This is a genomic window from Streptomyces bullii, from assembly GCF_042657145.1.
Lineage (GTDB): Bacteria > Actinomycetota > Actinomycetes > Streptomycetales > Streptomycetaceae > Streptomyces > Streptomyces bullii.
Genome location: NZ_JBHSNY010000006.1, coordinates 168096 through 188959 on the forward strand (window position 1 = coordinate 168096; position 20864 = coordinate 188959).

General features: G+C 73.5%; 15 protein-coding genes and 1 tRNA gene. 7 read left to right on the forward strand and 9 right to left on the reverse strand.

Translation table 11 applies throughout. The features are described 5' to 3' along the window. Positions 1–76: 76 nt before the first annotated feature. Positions 77–838, forward strand: a complete 762-nt coding sequence (locus ACFPZJ_RS18315; protein WP_381022459.1) for a CDP-alcohol phosphatidyltransferase family protein — start codon at positions 77–79, stop codon at positions 836–838. A 25-nt stretch (positions 839–863) separates the two neighbouring features. Here ACFPZJ_RS18315 and ACFPZJ_RS18320 read toward each other — a convergent pair whose 3' ends face one another. The 4 genes from ACFPZJ_RS18320 to ACFPZJ_RS18335 are packed head-to-tail and all read right to left on the reverse strand — an operon-like array spanning position 864 to position 5887. After that, positions 864–2093, reverse strand: a complete 1230-nt coding sequence (locus tag ACFPZJ_RS18320; protein WP_381022462.1) for an MFS transporter — start codon at positions 2091–2093, stop codon at positions 864–866. Then, on the reverse strand, positions 2090–3850 hold the full coding sequence (locus ACFPZJ_RS18325) for an ABC transporter permease subunit (protein WP_381022465.1): 1761 nt from the start codon (positions 3848–3850) through the stop codon (positions 2090–2092). The genes ACFPZJ_RS18320 and ACFPZJ_RS18325 overlap by 4 nt, the downstream gene beginning before the upstream one ends. Before the next feature lie 3 nt (positions 3851–3853). Further along, positions 3854–5347, reverse strand: a complete 1494-nt coding sequence (locus tag ACFPZJ_RS18330; protein WP_381022468.1) for an ABC transporter substrate-binding protein — start codon at positions 5345–5347, stop codon at positions 3854–3856. A 3-nt stretch (positions 5348–5350) separates the two neighbouring features. Then, positions 5351–5887 (reverse strand): GNAT family N-acetyltransferase, encoded by a 537-nt coding sequence (locus ACFPZJ_RS18335; RefSeq protein WP_381022470.1) that lies wholly within the window; start codon positions 5885–5887, stop codon positions 5351–5353. A 162-nt stretch (positions 5888–6049) separates the two neighbouring features. Between ACFPZJ_RS18335 and ACFPZJ_RS18340 the strand changes: the two genes are divergently transcribed. Both ACFPZJ_RS18340 and ACFPZJ_RS18345 read left to right on the forward strand, forming a co-directional pair. Then, positions 6050–7036 (forward strand): ATP-binding protein, encoded by a 987-nt coding sequence (locus ACFPZJ_RS18340; protein WP_381022472.1) that lies wholly within the window; start codon positions 6050–6052, stop codon positions 7034–7036. Positions 7037–7063: 27 nt separating this feature from the next. After that, positions 7064–7456, forward strand: coding sequence for an SCO5389 family protein (locus tag ACFPZJ_RS18345; protein WP_381022475.1), 393 nt, complete (start codon positions 7064–7066; stop codon positions 7454–7456). On the opposite strand, the gene ACFPZJ_RS18350 is transcribed toward ACFPZJ_RS18345, so the two are convergent. Together ACFPZJ_RS18350 and ACFPZJ_RS18355 are read right to left on the reverse strand one after the other, a co-directional pair. Next, on the reverse strand, positions 7443–8297 hold the full coding sequence (locus ACFPZJ_RS18350; RefSeq protein ID WP_381022478.1) for an alpha/beta fold hydrolase: 855 nt from the start codon (positions 8295–8297) through the stop codon (positions 7443–7445). The genes ACFPZJ_RS18345 and ACFPZJ_RS18350 overlap by 14 nt on opposite strands. A gap of 151 nt (positions 8298–8448) precedes the next feature. Next, positions 8449–10353: a discoidin domain-containing protein gene (locus ACFPZJ_RS18355; RefSeq protein WP_381022481.1), complete on the reverse strand. Its 1905-nt coding sequence runs from the start codon at positions 10351–10353 to the stop codon at positions 8449–8451. 301 nt (positions 10354–10654) lie between these two features. Here ACFPZJ_RS18355 and ACFPZJ_RS18360 point away from each other — a divergent pair, with 301 nt between their 5' ends. Continuing rightward, positions 10655–12442: a coagulation factor 5/8 type domain-containing protein gene (locus tag ACFPZJ_RS18360; RefSeq protein WP_381022484.1), complete on the forward strand. Its 1788-nt coding sequence runs from the start codon at positions 10655–10657 to the stop codon at positions 12440–12442. Between the two features lie 389 nt (positions 12443–12831). Continuing rightward, positions 12832–13839, forward strand: a complete 1008-nt coding sequence (locus tag ACFPZJ_RS18365; protein ID WP_381022486.1) for a cytochrome c oxidase assembly protein — start codon at positions 12832–12834, stop codon at positions 13837–13839. A 66-nt stretch (positions 13840–13905) separates the two neighbouring features. Here the strand turns inward: ACFPZJ_RS18365 and ACFPZJ_RS18370 are convergent, their stop codons facing one another. After that, positions 13906–15012 (reverse strand): NAD(P)/FAD-dependent oxidoreductase, encoded by a 1107-nt coding sequence (locus ACFPZJ_RS18370; RefSeq protein WP_381022488.1) that lies wholly within the window; start codon positions 15010–15012, stop codon positions 13906–13908. 295 nt (positions 15013–15307) lie between these two features. On the opposite strand from ACFPZJ_RS18370, the gene ACFPZJ_RS18375 reads away from it, so the two are divergent. Both ACFPZJ_RS18375 and ACFPZJ_RS18380 read left to right on the forward strand, forming a co-directional pair. Continuing rightward, entirely contained in the window at positions 15308–18094 is a 2787-nt protein-coding gene (locus ACFPZJ_RS18375) for a SpoIIE family protein phosphatase (RefSeq protein ID WP_381022490.1), read from the forward strand. A 185-nt stretch (positions 18095–18279) separates the two neighbouring features. Beyond that, entirely contained in the window at positions 18280–18723 is a 444-nt protein-coding gene (locus tag ACFPZJ_RS18380) for a hypothetical protein (protein WP_381022492.1), read from the forward strand. A 135-nt stretch (positions 18724–18858) separates the two neighbouring features. On the opposite strand, the gene ACFPZJ_RS18385 is transcribed toward ACFPZJ_RS18380, so the two are convergent. Further along, positions 18859–18946: transfer RNA gene (locus ACFPZJ_RS18385), tRNA-Leu, on the reverse strand. A gap of 218 nt (positions 18947–19164) precedes the next feature. Continuing rightward, entirely contained in the window at positions 19165–20706 is a 1542-nt protein-coding gene (locus ACFPZJ_RS18390) for an aldehyde dehydrogenase family protein (RefSeq protein ID WP_381022495.1), read from the reverse strand. Positions 20707–20864 lie beyond the last annotated feature (158 nt).

Here is a 20864-nt window from a genome sequence, read left to right on the forward strand (position 1 = left end):
GCGTACCGAGTGGTGCACAGGCCGCGCACAAGGTAGCGGCGTTGATCGACTCTGTCACACGGCCGGAGGATGTTCGGTGGCCCTGAACAGTACTTACGACGCGAGGCTCGTCCAGCAGGAGACCGCCGTGGGGGCGGGGGTGCAGGTGCTGCTGCTGGCCCTGCTCGGCACGGCGATCGGCATGGGCCCGGCGGGCTGGCTGACCGGTCTCGCGTTCGCGTTCGCCACCTGGGCGGTGCTCTCCCGGGCCCTGCACCGCTCCCGGCTGCGTTCCTTCGGCCCGGCCAACCGGGTCACCCTCGGACGGGCCACCCTCGTGGGCGGTGTGACCGCGCTGGTCGCGGACTCCTTCCAGGACTCGCCGCCGGTCTCGCTGTTCGTCGGGCTGACCGCCGTGGCGCTGATCCTGGACGGCGTCGACGGCAAGGTGGCCCGCCGCACGGGCACCTCGACCCCGCTGGGCGCCCGCTTCGACATGGAGGTCGACGCGTTCCTCATCCTGGTGCTCAGCGTGTACGTGTCCACACAGCTGGGCCCGTGGGTGCTGCTGATCGGCGGCATGCGGTACGTGTTCGTGGCGGCGGCCCGCGTGTGGCCGTGGCTGACCGCTCCGCTGCCGCCGAGCACGGCCCGCAAGACGGTCGCCGCGCTGCAGGGTGTCCTGCTGCTGCTGGCGGGCGCCGGGTTGCTGCCGTACGCGGCGAACTTCGGGATCGCCGCCCTGGCGCTGGGCCTGCTGGTGTGGTCGTTCGGGCGGGACGTGCACTGGCTGTGGCGGACCTCGCGGATCCGGACGGCCCCGGCCGAGGCGCAGGTGCGCGAGCTGGTCGCCGGGTGACGTCCCGGCCCGGCGACCGCGGGGCTCAGTCGCGACGCGGCAGCAGCGCCACCGCCGCTGCGGGCACCGCGGCCAGCACCAGCCAGGGCACGGCCGGCGGCAGCCCGGCGTCCAGCAGGGTCCCCGTCGCGGAGCTGCCGACCAGCACGATCAGGCCGGACACCGAGGACAGCGCCCCGGTGTACAGGCCGAGCCGGCCCTCCTCGGCGAGGTCGGGCACCCAGGCGCGGGCCACGGGTGCGACGAGCATCTGACCGAGCGTGAGCAGGACGACGAAGCCGGCCGCGGGCACGAGCCCCGCCGTCCCCGTCCACCCGGCGGGCCGCGCCGCCGCTACGACCGCGAACCCGGCGGCGATCAGCAGCAGCCCGGCCGCCATGGACCGGCGCAGCGCGAGCCGCTCCCCCACCCAGCGTGTGACCGGCAGCTGCGCGGTCACCACCAGCAGCGAGGACAGCGCGAACAGCCAGGCCAGCGCCGCCTGGGAGCCGGTGGCGCGCGTCACCTCGTCGGGCAGGGCCAGGTACAGCTGGTTGTAGGCGAGCAGGTAGGCGCCGTACGCGCAGCACAGCGCCAGGAAGCGGCGGTTGCGCAGCAGCAGCCGCAGCCCGCCCTTGGCCCGGGTGCGTGCCCGGCCGGGGATGCGCTGCGGAAGCAGCCGGGCGTGCCCGGCCAGGACGAGGACGAAGACCCCGGCGCCCACGAGGCACGTGGTACGGAAGTCCACCGCCAGCAGCAGTGCGCCGAGCAGCGGTCCGAGGAACGCCCCGACCTGACCGGCCACCGTGAACAGCGCCAGGACACGGGTTCGGGATCCGCCGCCCGTCTCCTCCCACAGCACGGCCTGCCGGGCGACCTCGGACTCCACGGCCGGTGAGAACAGCGCGGCGGCGAACCCGATCAGCAGCACCGCGCCGATCACCGTCCAGGTCGACTGCGCGTACCCGAGCCAGACGAACCCGGCGATGCGCAGCACACAGCCCGCCAGCACCACGGGCCGGATGCCGTACCGGTCGGCCAGTGCCCCGCCCACCACGAACAGCCCCTGCTGGCTGAACGTCCGCAGCCCCAGCACGAAGCCGACCATCCAGCCGGCCATGCCGATCGTCTGCCCGAGGTGTTCCGACAGGAAGGGCAGCACGACGAAGAAGCCGACGTTGAAGGCGAGTTGGGTGAGGATCAGCAGCCGCAGCAGGGGCGACAGACGGATCCGGCCGGGTGCCTCACGCCGGCCGGTGGACACGGTGATGGTCATCGGGCTCCCACCAACTCCTTTTCCGCAGGGGGACGTTCAGTGGCCGGTCCCGGCGGGCGAGGGGTCCGGCGCGGGCGCCGTACGCCGCCCGCCGCGGTCACGGCCAGCGCGCCGAGCAGGGCGAGGGCGGCCGCGGGGGCGAGGACGGCCCAGGGGGCGCGCTCGGCGTACGGCTGGTTCTCGGCGAGCAGCAGGCCCCACTCCGGCGACGGCGGCTGGGCGCCGAGGCCGAGGAAGCCCAGCGAGGCGAGGGCCAGCGCGATGCCGGGGAGCCGCAGCAGGGCGTGGCGGGTGACGGGCGGCAGGACGGCGGGCAGCAGTTCGCGGCGGAGCAGGTACCAGCGGTCGGCACCCAGGCCCCGGGCTGCCGCGAGGTGCGGGGTGGCGCGCTCCTGCCGCAGCAGTGCGGCGGTGTGTGCGGCGAGCGGGGCCCAGGCGACGGCGGTCACCGCGAGCGCGGGCGTGGCGGCGCCGCTGCCCGCGACGGCGGTGACGAGGAGCGCGACGAGCACGGGCGGTACGGCGTTGACGGTGTCGACGAGCGGCCCGGAGAGCCGGGGCACCAGGCCCAGCAGGACGCCGAGGCACAGGGTCGCCGCGCTGATGGCGAGGGCGAGCAGCAGCGTGTCGAGGGCGCCGTGGCCGACCCGGGCGAGCAGGTCCCGGCCGAGCGCGTCGGTGCCCAAGGGGTGGGTGGCGGAGGGTGCTCGGAGCCGTTCGCCGGTGTTCAGGGCGAGCGGGTCGCGTGGCAGGCCGAGCGCGATGACGCCGGTCAGCAGCCCCCCGTAGGCGAAGGGCAGGATGCGGCGGGCGGGCGGCACCGGCCGGTGCAGGGTGGGCAGGGCTCCGTCGCGCAGGGCGGGGCCGACGAGGAGGCGGGCGGCGAGCCGGCACGCCCCGGTCGCCACGGCCCCCAGCAACAGCAGGGCGAGGGTGCCCGCCTGCAGGACGGGCAGGTCCTGTGCGAGGGCGGCCTGGAGGGTGGTGCGACCGAGGCCCGGGATGTCGAAGACCTGCTCGACGGCGACCGCTCCGCCGGTCAGGCCGACGACGAACAGGCCGAGGTTGGGCAGCAGGGCGGGCAGGCAGCGGCGTACCGCCTGCCGGGCGACGCGCCGCCCGGGCAGGCCGCGGGCGGCGGCGGCCAGGGCCCAGGGTTCGCGGAGGGCGCCCGGCAGCAGGTCGTCGAGGAGCCGGCCGAGCACGGCCCCCGCGGGCAGGCCGAGGGCGAGCGCGGGCAGCACCGTCCACTTCGGTCCGTACCAGCCGAGCGCGGGCAGCCAGCCCAGTTGCACGCCGACGACGGTGGCGAGCACGGAGGCGGTGAGGAACTCGGGCAGCGCGGCGAGGACCGCGGAGGCGGCGCCGCCCCGGCGGGAGCGGCCGCCGGTGCGCAGGGTGCGGGCGCACACGAGCGCGGCGGTGCACACGGCGACGGCGAGCGCCACCGCCATCAGCAGCAGCGAGACGCCGAGCGCCGTGAGCACGTCGGGCGCCACGGGGGACCCGGAGAGCCAGGAGCGTCCGGCGTCCCCGTGCCACAGCCCGCCCAGCCACTGTCCGAGCAGAGTGAACGGCCCCTTGTCCAGGCCGAGTTGCTGCCGGATGCCGGCCAGCACCTCGGGGGTGGGGTCGCGGTCGGCCGACCGGGCCTTGAGCACGGTCAGGGCCGGGTCGGTGTGCGACAGCCAGGGCAGCAGGCCGACGCCGCACACGAGGGCGACCGCGAGCGCGGCCCGCCACAGCAACTGCCTCATGGTTCAGCGCCGCGTTCCCGTGCCGACAAGGGTGCGCTCGTACGGGTCGAGAAGTACGCCCTTCACGCCGGTGCCGACGCCGGTGATGACGCGCTGGTGGACCAGCGGCACCACGGCGTCGGTGCCGAGGATCTCCGCCTCCGCCGCCATCGCCGCGTCCTGCCGCTTCGCCGTGTCGGCGGTCCGCTCGGCCCGGGCCACGGCCCGGTCGACGGCCTTGTCGCACAGCTGGGCGATGTTGAAGCCGCCGTCGCAGGTGTGGTCACTGGCCAGGACGGCGACGGGGTCGCCGGTGTCCACGAGGGTGTTGCGGGCGAGCACGAACGCGTCGAACTCGCCGTCCAGCGCGTCGCTCTCCAGCCGCGAGTACTCGCGCACCTGGAGCCGCACGGTGAACCCGGCCTTCTCCAGCTGCTGTTCGAGCACCTGGGCGACCTCGGGGAGCTCGGGCCGGTTGTCGTAGGTGGCGAGGGTGACCGACGCACCCCTGGCGCTGCCCGGCTTCGCCCGGCCGGCGGGCGGCAGGCGCTTGCCCTCGGCCCAGGTCACGGCGGGGCCGTAGATGCCGGCGCCCGGGTCGGCGTGCCGTTCGTACACGTCCTGGGCGAGCGCGGAGGTGTCGACGGCCCGGCGGGCGGCGGCGCGCAGCCTGGGGTCCTCGAAGGGGCCGGACGCGGAGTTGAGCAGCAGGCTGGTGGTGCGGGTGGTGGCGGTCTCGCGGCGGGTGTCCTCGTCGAGGGTGGCCGCCTGGGAGACGGGGACCGCCTCGGCGATGTCGACCTGGCCGGTGCGCAGGGCGTTGGTGCGGGCGGTGCCGTCGGCGATGAAACGCGCGTCGATGCCGGAGGCCTGGGCGCGGCCGCCCCAGTAGTCGTCGAAACGGTCGAGGGCGGCGGAGGAGGAGCCGTTGACCTCGGTGAGCTCGAAGGGGCCGGTGGCGGTGCCGACGGGGTCGACGCTGCCGTCCGCGCCGTACGCCCTCGGCGAGAACACGGCGAGGCTCGGGCTGGACAGCCGCAGCGGCAGGACCGGGTCCGGCTCGGCGGTGGTGATCCGTACGGCGCGGCTGCCGTCGGCCTCGGCGGTGAGGGTGACGCCGGACAGGGCGGCGGGCGGGGGCTCGGCCCGGGTGGCGTGGGTCAGGGCGGCGGCGACGGCGGACGGCGTGACGTCCGTGCCGTCCTGGAAGGTGGCCTCGCGCAGGCCGAACTCCCAGGTGCGGGCGTTCTCCCGGCGCCAGGACTCGGCGAGCGCGGGGGACGCGGCACCGTTGGCGTCCAGGGCGGTCAGGCCCTCGGCGACACCGAGCCGGCTGAGGAGGGTGGCGTCGGCACCGTACGGGGAGAGGCGCTCGGCCGGCGGGAAGGCCAGGGCGACGCGCAGCCGGGAGCCGTCCGGCGCGCCGTCCCCCGACGACTGTCCGCCGGAGGCGAAGCAGCCGGTGAGCAGCGGGACCAGGGCGAGAGCGGTGAGGCAGCGGCGACGGAACGGGCGCATCGGTCACCGTCCCGTCGGAATCTCGAAGTGCACGACGCCGTTGCCGCCGCCGGGGTCCTCGCGCTCGTCGTGCACGACCTTGCCGAGCGACCGCCAGAACGCCTCCGCGCCGGGGACGGACGGGTCGGTGTGCAGATAGACGGCACGATAGCCGCCGTCCGCCTCGGCGAAGGCGAGCAGTTCCTCGACCAGGCGCCGGGCGAGGCCGCGCCTGCGGTGGCCGGGACGGACGTAGACCCGGCGCAGTTGGGCGGTCGCGCCCGAGGGGTAGCGCTCGGCGAGGTGGAGCGGGTTCGGCGGGTGAGCGGGGCCTTGGGAGTCCAGCGCCCCGGTGGCCACGACGCTCGCGTCGTCCGGGTCGAGCGCGACGAGGAGGGTGTGGCGGGCCGGGGCCAGGTAGGCGGCGGCCGGGTCGATGATGTCGCCGTGCCAGCGGGGCACGTAGCCGGTGCCGAACTCACGGTAGACGGTGTCGAGCATCACCGCTCGCGCACCGTCGATCTGTTCCGGGCCAGCCGTCCTGATGCTGTAGTCATGCACTTGCACATCATATGCATTAAGAACCGGCCATTGATCACCGCACCCCGACGGCCGGGCCACCGGCCACCAAGTCGTGCGCTCGCAAGGTGATTTGACACCCCCTCCGCCCAGCCACCAACCTAGCCACATGACATCCATTTTCAAAAACGGGGAGCGTCGTTCGTGAGGATCGCGTTCGTCGGCAAGGGCGGCAGCGGCAAGACCACGCTGTCAGCCCTCTTCTCCCGCCATCTGGCGCGGTCCGGCGCCCCGGTCCTCGCCATCGACGGTGACATCAACCAGCACCTGGCCGAGGCGCTCGCCCCGGAGGACGAGCAGCCCTTCACCGCCCCGCCCCTGGGCCCGCACCTGACGGAGATCAAGGACTACCTGCGCGGCACCAACCCCCGCATCACCTCCTCCGAGGCCATGATCAAGACGACCCCGCCCGGACGCGGCTCACGCCTGCTGCGCCTGCTCGGCGACGACGAGCTCCACACGCGGCACGTCGGCCGGGCGGGCGGGGTGCCGCTGATGGTGACGGGCGAGTTCGACGAGAGCGACCTGGGAGTGGCCTGCTACCACTCCAAGCTCGGCGCGGTGGAGCTGTACCTGGGCCATCTGGTCGACGGCCCCGGCGAGTACGTGGTCGTCGACATGACGGCCGGCGCGGACGCCTTCGCCTCCGGCCTGTTCACCCGGTTCGACATGACGTTCCTGGTGGCGGAACCCACCCGCAAGGGCGTCTCGGTCTACCGCCAGTACCGGGACCACGCCGAGCAGTTCGGCATCCGGATCGCGGTCGTCGGCAACAAGGTGACCTGCGAGGACGACCTGCTCTTCCTCAAGGAGGAGGTGGGGGACGACCTCCTGACCCACCTGGTGCACTCCTCCTGGGTCCGCGCGGCCGAACAGGGCCGTGCCGAAGCCGGCGGCCCGGACGCGCTGGACTCCCTGGAGCCGCACAACCGGCACGCCCTGAACGTCCTGCGCGAGGCCGTCGACGCCCACCCCCGCGACTGGGACCGGCTGCACCGCCACGCCGTGGAGTTCCACCTGCGCAACGCCCGCTCCTGGGCGGACGCACGCACGGGCCGGAACCTGGCCGAGCAGGTGGACCCGGAGTTCGTGCCGGGGCCGGCGGCACTGAACTCCCCTACAGCACACTGAACCGACGACCAGACAGGACACCCCTACATGTCTCTCGACGTCTCCCCGAAGCTCCTCGTCGAAGCCGAGCGCGGCGACATCCGCGAGGAGGACTTCGTGGACACCGTCCGCACGTCCCTCCCGTACGCCTACGACCTGATCGCCACTCTCGCCGCCGAACTCAAGGAGAGCCCGGCCGAGTTCGCCGACAACCAGACCCCTCCCCCGTCCGAGAAGGAACGCGGCCAGCTCCTGCGGGCCCTCGCCAGCGACGCGATCCGCGGCAGCCTGGAACGCCACTTCGGCGTGAAGCTGGCGTTCCAGAACTGCCACCGGGTGGCGGCGTTCCGGCCGGAGGCCGGGGAGGGGCAGACGTACGGGCGGTTCACTTCGGTGCGGGCGCAGGTGTTGAATCAGTCGCCGGAGTTCAGGGACTGCTGAGGCCCTCGCCGAACGCGGCGACAGTCCTCACGAACCGCTCCGCGTCCTCCAGCCACGGAAAGTGCCCCGCCCCGGGCTGGACGACCAGCTCGGCGCGCGGGAACAGGGCGGCGTACTCCGTCATCACGCGTGCCGGCGCGGCCACGTCGTACGCGCCGGCCAGCACAAGGACCGGTGCCGCGAGCGCGGCCAGGGCGGCGCGCGTGGCGTCGGGCGTGAAGGCGCCGTCGGAGACGTACACGGCCGCGGCCTCGTCATTGCGCTGCTTCGCCTCGGCCTCGTGGACGGCGCGTGCCTCGTCGTCCCACCGCCCGTACCAGAACGGTGCGACGGCCTGCCAGGCGTCCACGCTCGCCCGGCCCTCCGTGATCGCCTCCAGCGCCTCGTACGCCGGGACGAACCACGGCTCGTCCCGCCGCAGACGCGCGGTGGCCAAGCGGTCCTCGGCGGTGATCCGGAGGCCGACCGCGTACACGCTCGGGGTGATCAGGGCCAGGCGCGCCACCCGGTCCGGATGGCGGGCGGCGTACAGGGCCGCCAGGTTCGCGCCGGCGGAGTGCGCCAGGAGGTCCAGCCGGTCCAGGTTCAGTTCCTCCCGCAGCGCCTCGACGTCCTCGACCTGGCGGTCGCACCGGTAGGACGCGGGGTCCTGGGGTGCCGCCGACCGGCCGGTGCCCCGCAGGTCCAGGCGGATCAGGGTGCGGTGGGCGGTCAGCCCTCCGAGGTCGCCGAGGTAGACGGAGTCCTGCATCGGCCCGCCGGGCAGGCAGACCAGGGGCGGGCCGTCTCCGGTGACGTGGTAGGCGATCGTGGTGCCGTCGGGGGCGGTGAAGGAGGGCATGGCCGGGAGCCTGACAGGGGACGGTTGCGGCGGACAACCGGATTCGCCCGCCGCCCACGCGTGACCCCCGACCTGCTCCGCCCGCTCCTGCGTCACCGCCGACCCGCTCCGTCCGCCCCCGCGTCACCCCGACGCCACCCGCCCACGCCGCTCACCCCTTCTGCTCCACCCGCACCCAGTCCACCTCCAACCGCACTCCCCCGCCCGCGATCCGGTCCACGCTCGACTGCGGCAGGCCCCAGTACGGGCTCGTGACCTTGTTCCAGCCCGCCGGGTAGGCGCCGCCCAGGGCGAAGTTGAGGATGACGTACTGGTCGCGGCCGAAGACCCACTGCCCCCGCGTCGACTCCAGCTTGTTGCGGGTGGTCTCCTGGACCAGGCGGTCGTCGACGGAGAAGCGCATCGCCGTCGGGGTCCACTCCACCGCGTAGGTGTGCCACTGGTCGGCCCGGCCGCCGCCGGGGTAGACCTGGCGTGCGCCGATGTTGCCGTCCGCCGAGTAGCCGGGGCCGTGCAGCGCGGTGCTCGTCCAGTCGGCGTAGCCGATGTTCTCCATGATGTCCGTCTCGCCGGAGGACGGCCACGACACCGACGGGTCGTCGACGTTGCTGCCGAGCAGCCAGAACGCGGGCCAGAAGCCGTCGCCGACCGGGAGCTTCATACGGGCGCTGACCCGGCCGTAGGTGAAGTCGAACTTCGTGTGGGTGTCGATGCGGCCGGAGGTGAAGTCGTAGGTGGCGCCGCCCGCCCGGGTGCAGCCCTTGCAGTACCTGGGGGTGAGGACCAGGTTGCCGTTCTCCGTGCGGATGTTCTCCGGGGAGTCGACGTACGCCTGGGCCTCGCCGTTGACCGAGCCCATCTCCGTGCCGGTGCGCACCACCCGCCACTTGGCGCGGTCGAGAGCGGAGGTCGTGAAGTCGTCGAAGAAGGTGGTGCGGTACGTGCCCGGCTGCTCGCCGGGCAGGGGCGGGTACGCCGCCGACGCGCTGCCCCCGGTGCCCCAGACCTGGAACTCGTAGAGGGAGTATCCGAACTGGGCCGTCGTCGGGGCCGGGTTGTGGAAGGAGCGGCGTTCCACGCCGAGCACACGGACGTAGCGGCCGGTGACGGGCTGGGGCAGGCGGACGGTGTCGTGCAGGCCCACCGCCTCGGAGGGGGACTTGACGTCAGCGCGGCGGGCGGCGACCTGTGACGCGGACGGCTGGTACACCGTGCGCCAGGTGCGGTTGTCGTCGGAGACCTGGAGCCGGTAGTCGACGGCGTAGGCCGCCTCCCAGTACAGGTCGACCGTGTCGATCGTCGAGGTCGCGCCGAGGTCTACGGCGATCCAGCGGTCGGCGTTCCAGTCGCTGGACCAGCGCGTCGCGTCGGCCTTCAGGTCGGCCGGCCAACCGCCGTCCGTCACGAACGCCGGTGCGTTGCCCGCGTGCTGGTAGTAGTCGGCGTACGCCGGGTGGTGCAGGGCCAGGTTGGCGCGGGTGCTGGAGGCGGGGGCCGGGGTGCCGCCGTAGACCTTGAAGGACCACAGCGAGTAGCCGTACGGGGTGGCGCGTTCGATGCCTCGCAGGCGGACGTAGCGGCCGGTGACCTCCTGCGGGTAGGTGTGGGCGGTGACCGTGCCGCCGGTGCCGGCCGTCTCGGTGTAGAAGGGTGTCCAGTCGGTGCCGTTCTTCGACACCTCCAGGACGTAGCGCTTGCCGTAGGCCGCTTCCCAGTCCAGGACGACCCGGTGGATGCGGACGGTGGAGCCGAGGTCGACGCGGATCCAGGCGTCGTCGGTGAAGTCGCTGGACCAGCGGGTGGCGCCGTCACCGTCGAAGGCGCGGCCGGGGGCGGTGGCCGCGTTCTCGCTGCCGGAGGCCGTGACGGCGGCCGGGTCCGCGGTGTGGGCGGCTGCGGCCAGGTCGGTGTCCCAGGCCGCCACGGCGGCCTGCCCCTCGGGGGAGGGCGCCGCGAACGCGGGGGCCGTGAACAGCAGGGCCGCCGCGGCGAGGGCGGTCAGAAGAGTGCGAGGGGTGCGGGCGGTGCCGGGGATGCGGGGGGTGCGGGATGGCATGCGGCTCTCCTCGGGGAGTTGGGGATGCCGGGTCCCTGGACGGGGGTCTCACGCAGGTGCCGGTACCGGGTGCCGACAGCGGTACCTCGCGGGTGGCCGCCCTGCGTGGGCGGGGTGCCTCAAGACTTAATTTACGACGTGACTTAATCGGCGATCCGCCCATCCGTCAAGAGGTTTGACGCAGTGTCGGAACTCTGGTCGCACCCCTTGACGCAGCTGTTGCGCGGATGAACCATTCAGCGGCGAGAGAGCGCTCCCACCACCCCACCTCGTTCACTTCCTGAACCAGGAGAGCCGCCCCATGCCCCCTGACTCCCCGTCCACCCGGCCTTCGGCGATCGGCCGCCGGGCCCTCCTCGGCGCCGCGGCCGCCGCCCCCGTGCTGGCGGCCCTGCCCGCACCGGCCTCCGCAGCCCCCACCAAGCACAAGAAGCGGCGCCGCTTGCAGGGCGGCGGCGATCTCGGCCCCGACGTCCTCGTGTTCGACCCGTCCACGCCCCGCATCCAGGCCAGGCTGGACGAGGTCTTCGCCCGTCAGGAGTCGGCCCAGTTCGGCACCGGCCGCTACGCGCTGCTGTTCAAGCCGGGCACCTACCACGGGCTCAACGCCCAACTCGGCTTCTACACCTCCATCGCAGGGCTCGGCCTGTCCCCCGACGACACGACGATCCACGGCGATGTGACCGTGGACGCCGGCTGGTTCGACGGCAACGCCACGCAGAACTTCTGGCGTTCCGCGGAGAACCTCGCCCTCGTCCCGGCCAACGGCACCAACCGCTGGGCCGTCGCCCAGGCCGCCCCGTTCCGCCGCATGCACGTGCGCGGCGGCCTCAACCTGGCGCCCACCGGCTACGGCTGGGCCAGCGGCGGCTACATCGCCGACAGCCGGATCGACGGCCAGATCGGCCCGTACTCGCAGCAGCAGTGGTACACGCGGGACAGCGTCATCGGCGGCTGGCTCAACGGCGTGTGGAACATGGTGTTCTCCGGCGTCGAGGGAGCACCCGCGCAGAGCTTCCCGAATCCGCCGTACACCACGCTGGAGACGACACCGGTCTCGCGGGAGAAGCCGTTCCTGTACGTCGAGGGCGACGAGTTCCGTGTGTTCCTGCCGGAGAAGCGGACCGGTGCCCGGGGTGTGACCTGGGGCAACGGCACACCGCGCGGCACCTCCCTGCCCCTGACCCGCTTCTACGTCGCCCGCCCCGGCGTCTCGGCGGCCACCCTCAACCAGGCGCTCGACCAGGGCCTGCACCTGCTGTTGACGCCCGGCATCTACCACGTCGACCAGCCCATCCGGGTCAACCGCGCCAACACGGTCGTACTGGGCCTGGGATACGCCACGCTGATCGCCGACAACGGCGTCACCGCCCTGAAGGTCGCCGACGTCGGGGGCGTACGGCTGGCCGGCTTCCTCGTCGACGCCGGGCCGGTCAACTCGGCGACGCTGGTCGAGGTCGGCCCGCGGGGCGCGTCCCGGGACCACTCGGCCAACCCCGTCACGGTGCAGGACGTGTTCATCCGGATCGGCGGGGCGGGGCCCGGCAAGGCGACGACCAGCATGGTCGTCAACAGCCGCCACACCATCGTCGACCACACCTGGGTGTGGCGCGCCGACCACGGCGACGGCGTCGGCTGGGAGACCAACCGGGCCGACTACGGGGTGGTCGTCGACGGTGCGGACGTCCTCGCGACGGGCCTGTTCGTGGAGCACTTCAACAAGTACGACGTGCAGTGGAACGGCGAGCGGGGCCGCACGATCTTCTTCCAGAACGAGAAGGCGTACGACGCCCCGAACCAGGCCGCCATCCAGAACGGGCCGGTCAAGGGGTACGCCGCCTACAAGGTCGGCGACCACGTCACCCAGCACGAAGGCTGGGGTCTGGGCAGCTACTGCTACTACAACGTCGACCCCGGCATCGTCCAGCACCACGGCTTCGCCGCGCCGACCAGGCCGGGCGTGCGCTTCCACGACCTGCTCGTCGTCTCACTGGGCGGCAACGGGCAGTACGAGTGCGTCATCAACGACACGGGAGCGCCGACGTCGGGGACCGCCACCGTGCCGTCGACGGTCGTGTCGTATCCCTGACCGGCGGCGTCGGTGGTGGTCCCCACCCTGGCGCGTGCGGCCGCCGCCATCGACGTCACGGCGTGAGGGCGACGGGCGCTCGCCCTGGGGGCTGCCCTGTGGCGTGCGGGGTCGCAGGGCGGCCCCGCACGCCGGCGGCCCGCGCAGCGTGTTCCCTACCGCACCTTCACCGGCGTCGGCGCCTACCCCGTCGGCCGCGCCGTGAAGGCGCCTCGGCCCTGGGTCCGGCTGCACAACCGGGTCGCTTGGCCGAACGGGTAAGACGCCCCGCGCCCGGCCCTTACCTCCCGCCGCTAGCGTCACGCCGACGCGCGCGCTCCGCGGGGCCGAGGAGGACTCCCCGCAGCACCGGGGAGGACGACCCGCACGGATGGGGAAGGACGAACCGCATGACCGGTGACGCGACGGCGGCGCCGCCCGAGCTGACATGGGGCCGGCTGCTGTCCTCGTGGCAGACGGACGTGCCGGCGCTGCTGCTGATGGCCGCCCTGGGCGCGCTGTACGGCTGGGGTGTGCTGCGTCTGCGCCGGCGCGGTGAGGGCTGGCCGCCGGGCCGCGTCGCCGCGTTCGCCCTGCTCGGGCTGGGCGGACTGGCCGTGGCGACGATGTCCGCGCTCGCCGTGTACGACCACGTGCTGTTCTGGCCGGCCGCCGTGCAGAACGTCCTGCTCGACCTGGTCGTGCCGCTGGGCCTGGCCCTCGGGGATCCGCTGAGTCTGGCGGTGCTGGCGCTGCCGGAGCGGGCCTCGGCCCGGCTGAGGCGGGCCATGACCGGACGCGTGGTGCGGCTGCTCACCTTCCCCCTGGTCAGCACGGTCCTGGTGCTGGCCACGGAGCTGACGGTGTATCTCACGCCGTACTTCGCCACCGCCCTGCGGGTGGGCTGGCTGCACGAGCTGATGTATCTGCATCTGCTGCTGGCCGGCTGCCTGTTCGTGATGCCGGTGCTCACGCACGAACAGGCGCTGCCCGCCTGGTGCACCCACCCGGTCCGGGCCGCGCTGGTGTTCCTCGACGGGATCGTCGACGCGGTGCCGGGCATCGTGGTGATGACCCACGGCGCGCTGATCGCGAGTGCCTGGTACCTGCACCACACGCCGCGCTGGGCCCCGGATCCGCGGTACGACCAGCAGCTCGGCGGCGGGGCGATGCTGGGCATCGCCGAACTGGTCGCGGTGCCCTTCCTGCTCGCGCTGCTCGTGCAGTGGGCCCGTCACGAGCGTGCCCGGGCGGCGGCTCTGGACCGCCGTCTGGACGCGGAACTCGTGCCCGCGGCCGAACGGGGGCCGGCGCGCCGGCCGGGCCCCGGGCCCGCACCCGAACTCGTACGGCCCTGGTGGGAGACGGAGCGCGGCGAGATCGCCGACCGGATCCGGCGCCAGGGCCCGACGGACTGACGGACGACGGAACCCCGCCGCCGTCGAGGCCTCTCACCGCCTCACGGGCTGCCGGTTCTCCGGGGCTCAGGCGGCGGTGTACCCGAGCTGCCGCCGCATGTAGGGCGTCATGAGGGTCTTCGCCTTGGTGAGGGTCGTGGTGCGGCTGCCGAGGACCGCGGTCTCGCCGCCCGGCACGGGCAGCATGGTCACGCCGTCGGCCGGTCCGAACGGCACGATGAGCGGGGTGCGCTGCATCGGCCGGTAGAGGCGGGGCTGTCGGCGGTGCTTGCCCGCACCGCGCAGGTGGGCGCGGATGTTGTGGGCGGCGAGGTCGGCCTGGGCCAGTGCGGCCGGGGTGACCTTCAGCTCGCTGACGTCGTTGACGTCGCCCACCGCGAACACGTCCAGCCACCCCTCGACGCGGAGCGTCCGGTCGACCTTGACGTGCCCGCTGCCGTTCAGCCAGTCGCCGTGTCCGGCCAGGCGCAGCCAGAGCGTGTTGGGGGTGGTGCCCGTCGCCCAGAAGGACAGGTCGGCGTCGAGGACGTTGCCCCGCGCGTCGCGATAGGTGCCGTAGTCGTTTCCGGGGGACATGAAGGAGTCGAGCCGCACCTCCACGTCGTGGGTCTCCAGCCAGGCGCGGGCCCTGTGCCCGGCCCGCGCGCTGCCGGTGGCGTGCAGCAGCTCGGGCCCGGAGTGGGCGAGCGTGACCCGGGCGTCGGGCCGGGCCAGGCGGATCTCGGCGCTGAGTTCGACACCGGAGGGCCCGCCGCCGACGACGAGGATGTGCTCGGCGCCGGCGATCTTCTGCTGGTGCTCGGCGAACGACTTGGCCGCCTCCTCGACGGTGCTGCCGGAGAAGCGGGCGGGTTCCGGGTAGTCGGCGCCGGTGGCGATCACCACGACGTCGTACGGGAGCCGTTCGCCCGTCGCCAGGAGCACCTGCCGCTCGGCGGTGTCGATGCGGACCACCTTGCCCGCGATCACACGGCCGTGCTGGAGCAGCCGGTCGTACGGGATGAAGGGGGTCATCGACCACTCGGGGTGGACACCGGCGCGCAGCGAGGCGATGCGGTGGAAGAAGACCTCCTTGCGGTCCACCAGCGTGACCCGCGCTGTCGCGTCCAGCCGTTTCGCCAGGCGGACGCCCGCATAGCCGCCGCCGATCACCACTACGTCGCCGTCACGCACACCGAGTCTCCTGTGCCTGGTGGGGGTGAGCGAGTGCCGCGGCGGATGGCCGCCCTCGGCCGCTCGAATGCTCGTGAGCGTAGCGCTTGAAACTTAAACGGTTGATGAGGCGACGTGTGCGTTCTGTGAAGTGACCGCACGCATCCCGCACTCGGGCGCAGCCCCACGACCTTCTGCGCACTCCTGCGGTCCGCCCGGGCGGCCTCCTCCACCTCGCCGGGCACTGCCGCCGTGAGAGCCGGGACGGCTGCCGCACCGGTCGCCCGTGGAGGAGGCGCAGTGCTAGAAATGGGACATGATCGGACGTTTCCGCCGGTCGCGGACGAGGGCGGCGCCGGCGTTCGGCGAACGGCGGTCCCCCGGCCCGTCCCGCCGTACGGAGGCGTGGCGATCCCCGGGACGCCGTCTCCCGCCGTCCCTGGGCGTCCGTACGCTCGCCGCGCAGGTCTTCCTGCTCCAGGTCCTGATCATGCTGGTGCTCGTCGCTGCGGCGGTCGCCGCCCTGGTCGTGCAGGGGCGGTACGACGGCGAGCACGGCGCCGTCAACCGTTCCCTCGCCGCGGCGCAGGCGTTCGCGAACGCGCCCGGCACGGCGGACGCGCTGCGGTCGCCGGATCCGACGGCCGTGCTCCAACCGGCGGCGGAGCGGGCCATGCGAGGCTCGGGCGTCGACTTCATCACCGTGCTGGACAGGCAGGGCGTGCGGCTCACCGACCCGGTGCCCGGGCTGATCGGCACGAAGGACGAGGGCGTCGGCCGGGCCGCCGCGGGAGAGACGTTCACCGAGACCTTCCACGGCGAGCCGGAGGAGGCCGTGCGCGCGGTGGTGCCCGTGACCGATGCGAGCGGGCGCGTGATCGGGATGGTGAGCGCCGGGATCCAGTTCGAGACCCTGGGGCACGTACTGAACGAGCAGGTGCCGATGATGCTGGCGTCGGCGGCGTTGGCGCTGGCGCTCGCGACCGGCGGCACGGCCCTGGTCAGCCGGCGACTTCGCCGCCAGACGCACGGTCTGGGCCCCGCCGGGATGACACGGATGTTCGAGCACCACGACGCCGTGCTGCACGCGGTGCGTGAAGGCGTTCTGATCGTCGGCGGCGACGGGCGGCTGCTGCTCGCCAACGACGAGGCGCGCCGCCTGCTGGCCCTGCCGGACGACGCCGACCAGCGGCAGGTCTCGGAGCTGGGCCTGAGCCCCCGCCTGACGCGGCTGCTGCTGTCGGCCGAGCCCGTGTCCGACGAGGTCCTGCCGGCCGGTGAGCGGCTGCTGGCGGTGAACACCCGCCTGACCGCTCCGTACGGCGGCGCGCAGGGCCTGGTGGCCACGTTCCGTGACACCACGGAGCTGAGGGCCCTGTCGGGTCAGGCCGAGGAGGCGCGGGGACGGCTGACCCTGCTGTACGAGGCGGGGGTGCGGATCGGCACCACGCTCGATGTGCGGCGCACCGCCGAGGAGCTCGCCGAGGTGGCGGTGCCGCGCATGGCGGACTTCGTGACCGTGGAGCTGCTCGACTCCGTGCTGCGCGGCGAGGAGCCCACCGGCGCCGTGAGAAGGATGCGGCGCACCGCGCTGCGCGAGTCGCGGGCCGGGCATCCGCTGCAGCCGGTGGGAGACCTGATCCAGTTCGTGGTGGCCGACACGCCGAGCGTGGCGGCGCTGCACCGCGGCAAGGCCGTCCTGGTGCCCGACCTGCACACCGCCCAGGACTGGCGGGCCCAGGACCCGGAGGGGGCCCGCGAGGCGCTGGACTACGGCATCCACTCGCTGATCACGGTGCCCCTGCGGGCCCGGGGCGTGGTGCTCGGCATGGTCAACTTCTGGCGGGGCGCCGGCTCGCCCCCGTTCGAGGAGGAGGACGTCGCGGTCGCCGAGGAGCTGGTGGCCCGGGCGGCCGTCGCCATCGACAACGCGCGCCGGTACTCCCGCGAGCACGCCATGGCCGTGACCCTGCAGCGCAGCCTGCTGCCCCGGGACCTTCCGGACCAGGACGCGCTGGAGGTCGCCTGGCGCTATCTGCCGGCGCAGGCCGGTGTGGGCGGCGACTGGTTCGACGTCATTCCGCTGCCGGGCTTCCGGGTGGCGCTGGTGGTCGGCGACATCGTGGGGCACGGGCTGCACGCCGCGGTGACGATGGGCAGGCTGCGGACCGCGGTGCTGAACTTCTCCTCGCTGGACCTGCCCCCGGACGAGCTGCTCGGCCACCTCGACGAGATGGTGACGCGGCTGGACACCCAGATGGCGAGCGCCCATCCCGACGGCGCGCCGGTCACGGGCGCCACCTGCCTGTACGCGATCTACGACCCGGTCAACGGGCACTGCGTCCTCTCCCGCGCCGGTCACATCGGACCTGCCATGGTGGATCCCCGGGGCCGGGTGTCCTTCCCCGACATCCCCTTGTCGCCGCCCCTGGGAGTGGGCGGGCATCCCTTCGAGACAGGTGAGCTGAAGCTGCCCGAGGGCAGTCGGCTCGTGCTGTTCACCGACGGCCTGGTGGAGGACCGCAGGCGGGACATCGACGAGGGCCTGGAGCTGCTCACCTCCGCCGTGGCCCGTCCGGAGCAGACACCGGAGGAGACCTGCCGGGCGGTGATGGAGACGATGCTGCCCGGGCACCCGAGCGACGACGTGGCGCTGCTGGTGGCCCGGACACGGCTGCTCGACCCGTCCCGGGTCGCGGCCTGGGACGTGCCGTTCGATGCGATGGCCGTCTCCCGGGTCCGGACGGACGTGAACCACCGACTGGACGGCTGGGGGCTCCAGGAGGTGTCCTTCACCACGGAGCTGATCCTCAGCGAGCTCCTGACCAACGCCATCCGGTACGGCGCTCCGCCCGTACGGGTCCGGATGCTGCTGGGCCGCACCCTGGTCTGCGAGGTGTCGGACGGCAGCAACACCTCGCCCCGGTTGCGGCGCGCGGCCACCACCGACGAGGGAGGACGCGGCCTGTTCCTCGTGTCGCAGTTCGCGGACCGGTGGGGCACCCGCTACGTGGCGAACGGAAAGGTGATCTGGGCCGAACAGACCCTCGGCCGCGCCCCGGAACCGGACGCGGCCGCGTTGCTCGACGAGATGGCGTGGTGACGGCGACGCCTCCTGTCCGGTTCGGGCGTTCCCTCCGTGCGGTGGTCGATGGCACGCTGCCGAGGGCCCCGCCCGGGCCGGCGCCGGCCCGGGCGGGGCCCGGTGGAACAATCCGCGTCAGGGTCCTCGCCGCAGGGACGACCGGCGTCCGCTCATCGCGCGGAGGACCGGAAGGAAGCGTCAGCATGATCGAGTGGGTGTCGGTCGGCACCGCGGCCCGGCCCGTTCCCCATCCCGTCGCCACTCCGCTGGTCTGGGCCACGGCCTTCGGCGGCGCACTGGTGCTGGTGGCGCTCAAGAACGCCCTCGTGGGCCCCGCCCAGCCCGGGTTCGCCCTGGCAGCGCTCTCCCTGCTGGCCGCCCTGCTGGGCATGCACGCACGCTTCGTCGCTGCCCCCGGCACCGCCCTGCTGTGCTGGTTATTCCTGAACGGATTCGCCGTCCCGCCCGTGGGCACCCTCAGCTGGATCGGGCACCGCGACACGTTCTGGCTGGGCTGCCTGCTCACCGCGGCCCTGCTCGGCACGGCACTGGCCCGCCTGGCGCACGCCCGCGCCGCCTATCGCCGGGTCACCCCGGCAGGCACCACGGCGGCGGCCGAACCGGGCGACTGGCGATGGGAGCGCTGACCGATACCGCCGGTGCACGGCTGGGCGTGGGTGCGTGCGCGTACGTGCCTCGTCGGGCTGTCACCCCGGACAGCAGAAAGTGGTGGTCGAGACCTCTCGACCACCACTCGTCTGACTGTTGCGCCGCGTATCGCGTGGTGTCCGAGGGGGGACTTGAACCCCCACGCCCGATAAAGGGCACTAGCACCTCAAGCTAGCGCGTCTGCCATTCCGCCACCCGGACCAGGTGTGTGCCGCCTTGCCGGCGTTCCCGGCGGCGACACGGACAACCATACCAAGGTTTCGGAGCGCCTTTCACCTGCGTTTCCGTGCGCCGAGGGCGGTCGGCAGGCGGGTGCAGCGACGGCCTCGTGGTGTCACAGAACGCGATGTTCCGGTCACCCGCGGCACGTCTGCGCACGGCGGTCGCCGACCGCCTCGATCAGGCCCCGAGCCGGCGGCTCACGGCATCAGCTGGTAGTGCGGGAAGTTCCCGGGCAACCGCTCCCCCTCCGGGCCCCGGGTCACGGCCCGGACGAGGAGTTCGCCGCCGACGAACGCGCCACGCCACGACGCGCCGAGGCCGCCGAACAGCTCGTCGCGGTCACCCCGGGAGCGTGCCGTGCCGTGGCCGACCTTGAAGGCGCGGATCTGCTGGGCCAGCCGTTCGTAGGTCGCCCGGTCGTCCGTGGACAGCGTGGCCACCAGCGCGCCGTTGGAGGCGTTCATCGCGGCCAGCAGCTCGGCCTCCGTGTCGACCAGGACGACGGTGTCGACCGGGCCGAAGGGTTCCGCGTGGTGGAGGGGTGAGGACCGGGGCGGGTTGAGCAGCGTGACCGGCTGGACATACGCCGAGGTGTCCTGGCCGGGCAGGAACCGGGCCTCGGCCGGGTTGCCGCGGTGCAGCGGGACGGCACCCCGGTCGACGGCCTCGGCGATCTGGTCGGTGAGTTCCTTCGCCTTGGCCGCGTTGATCACCGGCCCGAAGTCCAGCTCGGGGTAGGGGTCGTCGCGCCTGTCCACGGCGAGCGGGTGGCCGACCCTGAGGGTGCGGACCGCCGGGAGGTACGCCGCCAGGAACGCGTCGAACAGGTGCCGCTGGACGACGAAACGCGGGTAGGCCGTGCAGCGCTGCTTGCCGTAGTCGAAGAGCCGGGGGACGACCGCGGTGAGCGCGTCCCAGTCCGAGTAGTTCCAGATGCCCCAGGTGTTGAGTCCCTCCTGTTCGAGGATGTGCCGTTTGCCGAGGTCGGCGACCGCCGTGGCCACCGCGGCGCCGGTGTCCCGGCCGCCGACGAAGGAGACGCAGCCGATCTCGGGCGCCCGCACCAGCGCCTGGGACAGCTCGCCTCCGCTGCCGCTGACGAGGGTCACGGGTATCTCCTCGCGGGCGGCGAGCGCGCAGGCCAGGGTCAGACAGGCGACACCGCCGTCGGTCGGGGTCTTGGCGATGACCGCGTTGCCTGCCAGTGCCTGCACCAGCATCGCGTGAACGAGCACGCTCATCGGGTAGTTCCAGCTCGCGATGTTGGACACCGGCCCGTCCAGCGGGGCCCGTCCGGCGACCATCGGTTCGATGCCGTCGACGTACCAGCGGACCCCGTCGACGGCCCGGTCCACGTCCGCCTGCGCCAGTCGCCAGGGCTTGCCGATCTCCCAGACGAGCAGCAGCGCGAGCAATTCACGGTGCTGGGTGAGGGCGTCGAGGGTGGCCGCGACGCGGGCGCGGCGTTCGGGCAGAGGGATGTGCCGCCAGGCGCGGTGCTGGTCGAGCGAGGCGCGCACGGCCTGGTGGGCCGTGGCCCGGTCCAGCCGCGGCGGGCCCGCGATGGGGCTGCCGTCGACCGGGCTGACGGCGGGCAGCACCCGGCCGTCCGCCTGCCAGGCGGCGTTCCAGAGATTGAGGACGCGGTCGCCCCGGAAGGCCTCGGGGGCGACGGCGAGGCAGCGCTGCCAGGCGTCGGCCCAGGAGGTGCCGGACTTCAGGGTGAGGGTGGGTGCCATGGGGTTGCTCCGCTCACGGTGCACAGTCGAGGGGGAAGGACCCGCGGGGCCTTCCTCGGAAGGGCAGGGGTGGTTGACGGGCGGGCGGGAGTGCATGGCTCGTCCCGGCGCACGGTTCGCACAGCCGTGCGCGGGACGTCGTACGGGAGGGGAGGGAG

Coding starts and splice junctions, on each gene's coding strand:
- ACFPZJ_RS18320 (WP_381022462.1), bottom strand. CDS start 2,093: ATGACCATCACCGTGTCCACCGGCCGGCGTGAGGCACCCGGCCGGATC.
- ACFPZJ_RS18325 (WP_381022465.1), bottom strand. CDS start 3,850: ATGAGGCAGTTGCTGTGGCGGGCCGCGCTCGCGGTCGCCCTCGTGTGC.
- ACFPZJ_RS18330 (WP_381022468.1), bottom strand. CDS start 5,347: ATGCGCCCGTTCCGTCGCCGCTGCCTCACCGCTCTCGCCCTGGTCCCG.
- ACFPZJ_RS18345 (WP_381022475.1), top strand. CDS start 7,064: ATGTCTCTCGACGTCTCCCCGAAGCTCCTCGTCGAAGCCGAGCGCGGC.
- ACFPZJ_RS18350 (WP_381022478.1), bottom strand. CDS start 8,297: ATGCCCTCCTTCACCGCCCCCGACGGCACCACGATCGCCTACCACGTC.
- ACFPZJ_RS18355 (WP_381022481.1), bottom strand. CDS start 10,353: ATGCCATCCCGCACCCCCCGCATCCCCGGCACCGCCCGCACCCCTCGC.
- ACFPZJ_RS18360 (WP_381022484.1), top strand. CDS start 10,655: ATGCCCCCTGACTCCCCGTCCACCCGGCCTTCGGCGATCGGCCGCCGG.
- ACFPZJ_RS18365 (WP_381022486.1), top strand. CDS start 12,832: ATGACCGGTGACGCGACGGCGGCGCCGCCCGAGCTGACATGGGGCCGG.
- ACFPZJ_RS18375 (WP_381022490.1), top strand. CDS start 15,308: ATGATCGGACGTTTCCGCCGGTCGCGGACGAGGGCGGCGCCGGCGTTC.
- ACFPZJ_RS18380 (WP_381022492.1), top strand. CDS start 18,280: ATGATCGAGTGGGTGTCGGTCGGCACCGCGGCCCGGCCCGTTCCCCAT.
- ACFPZJ_RS18390 (WP_381022495.1), bottom strand. CDS start 20,706: ATGGCACCCACCCTCACCCTGAAGTCCGGCACCTCCTGGGCCGACGCC.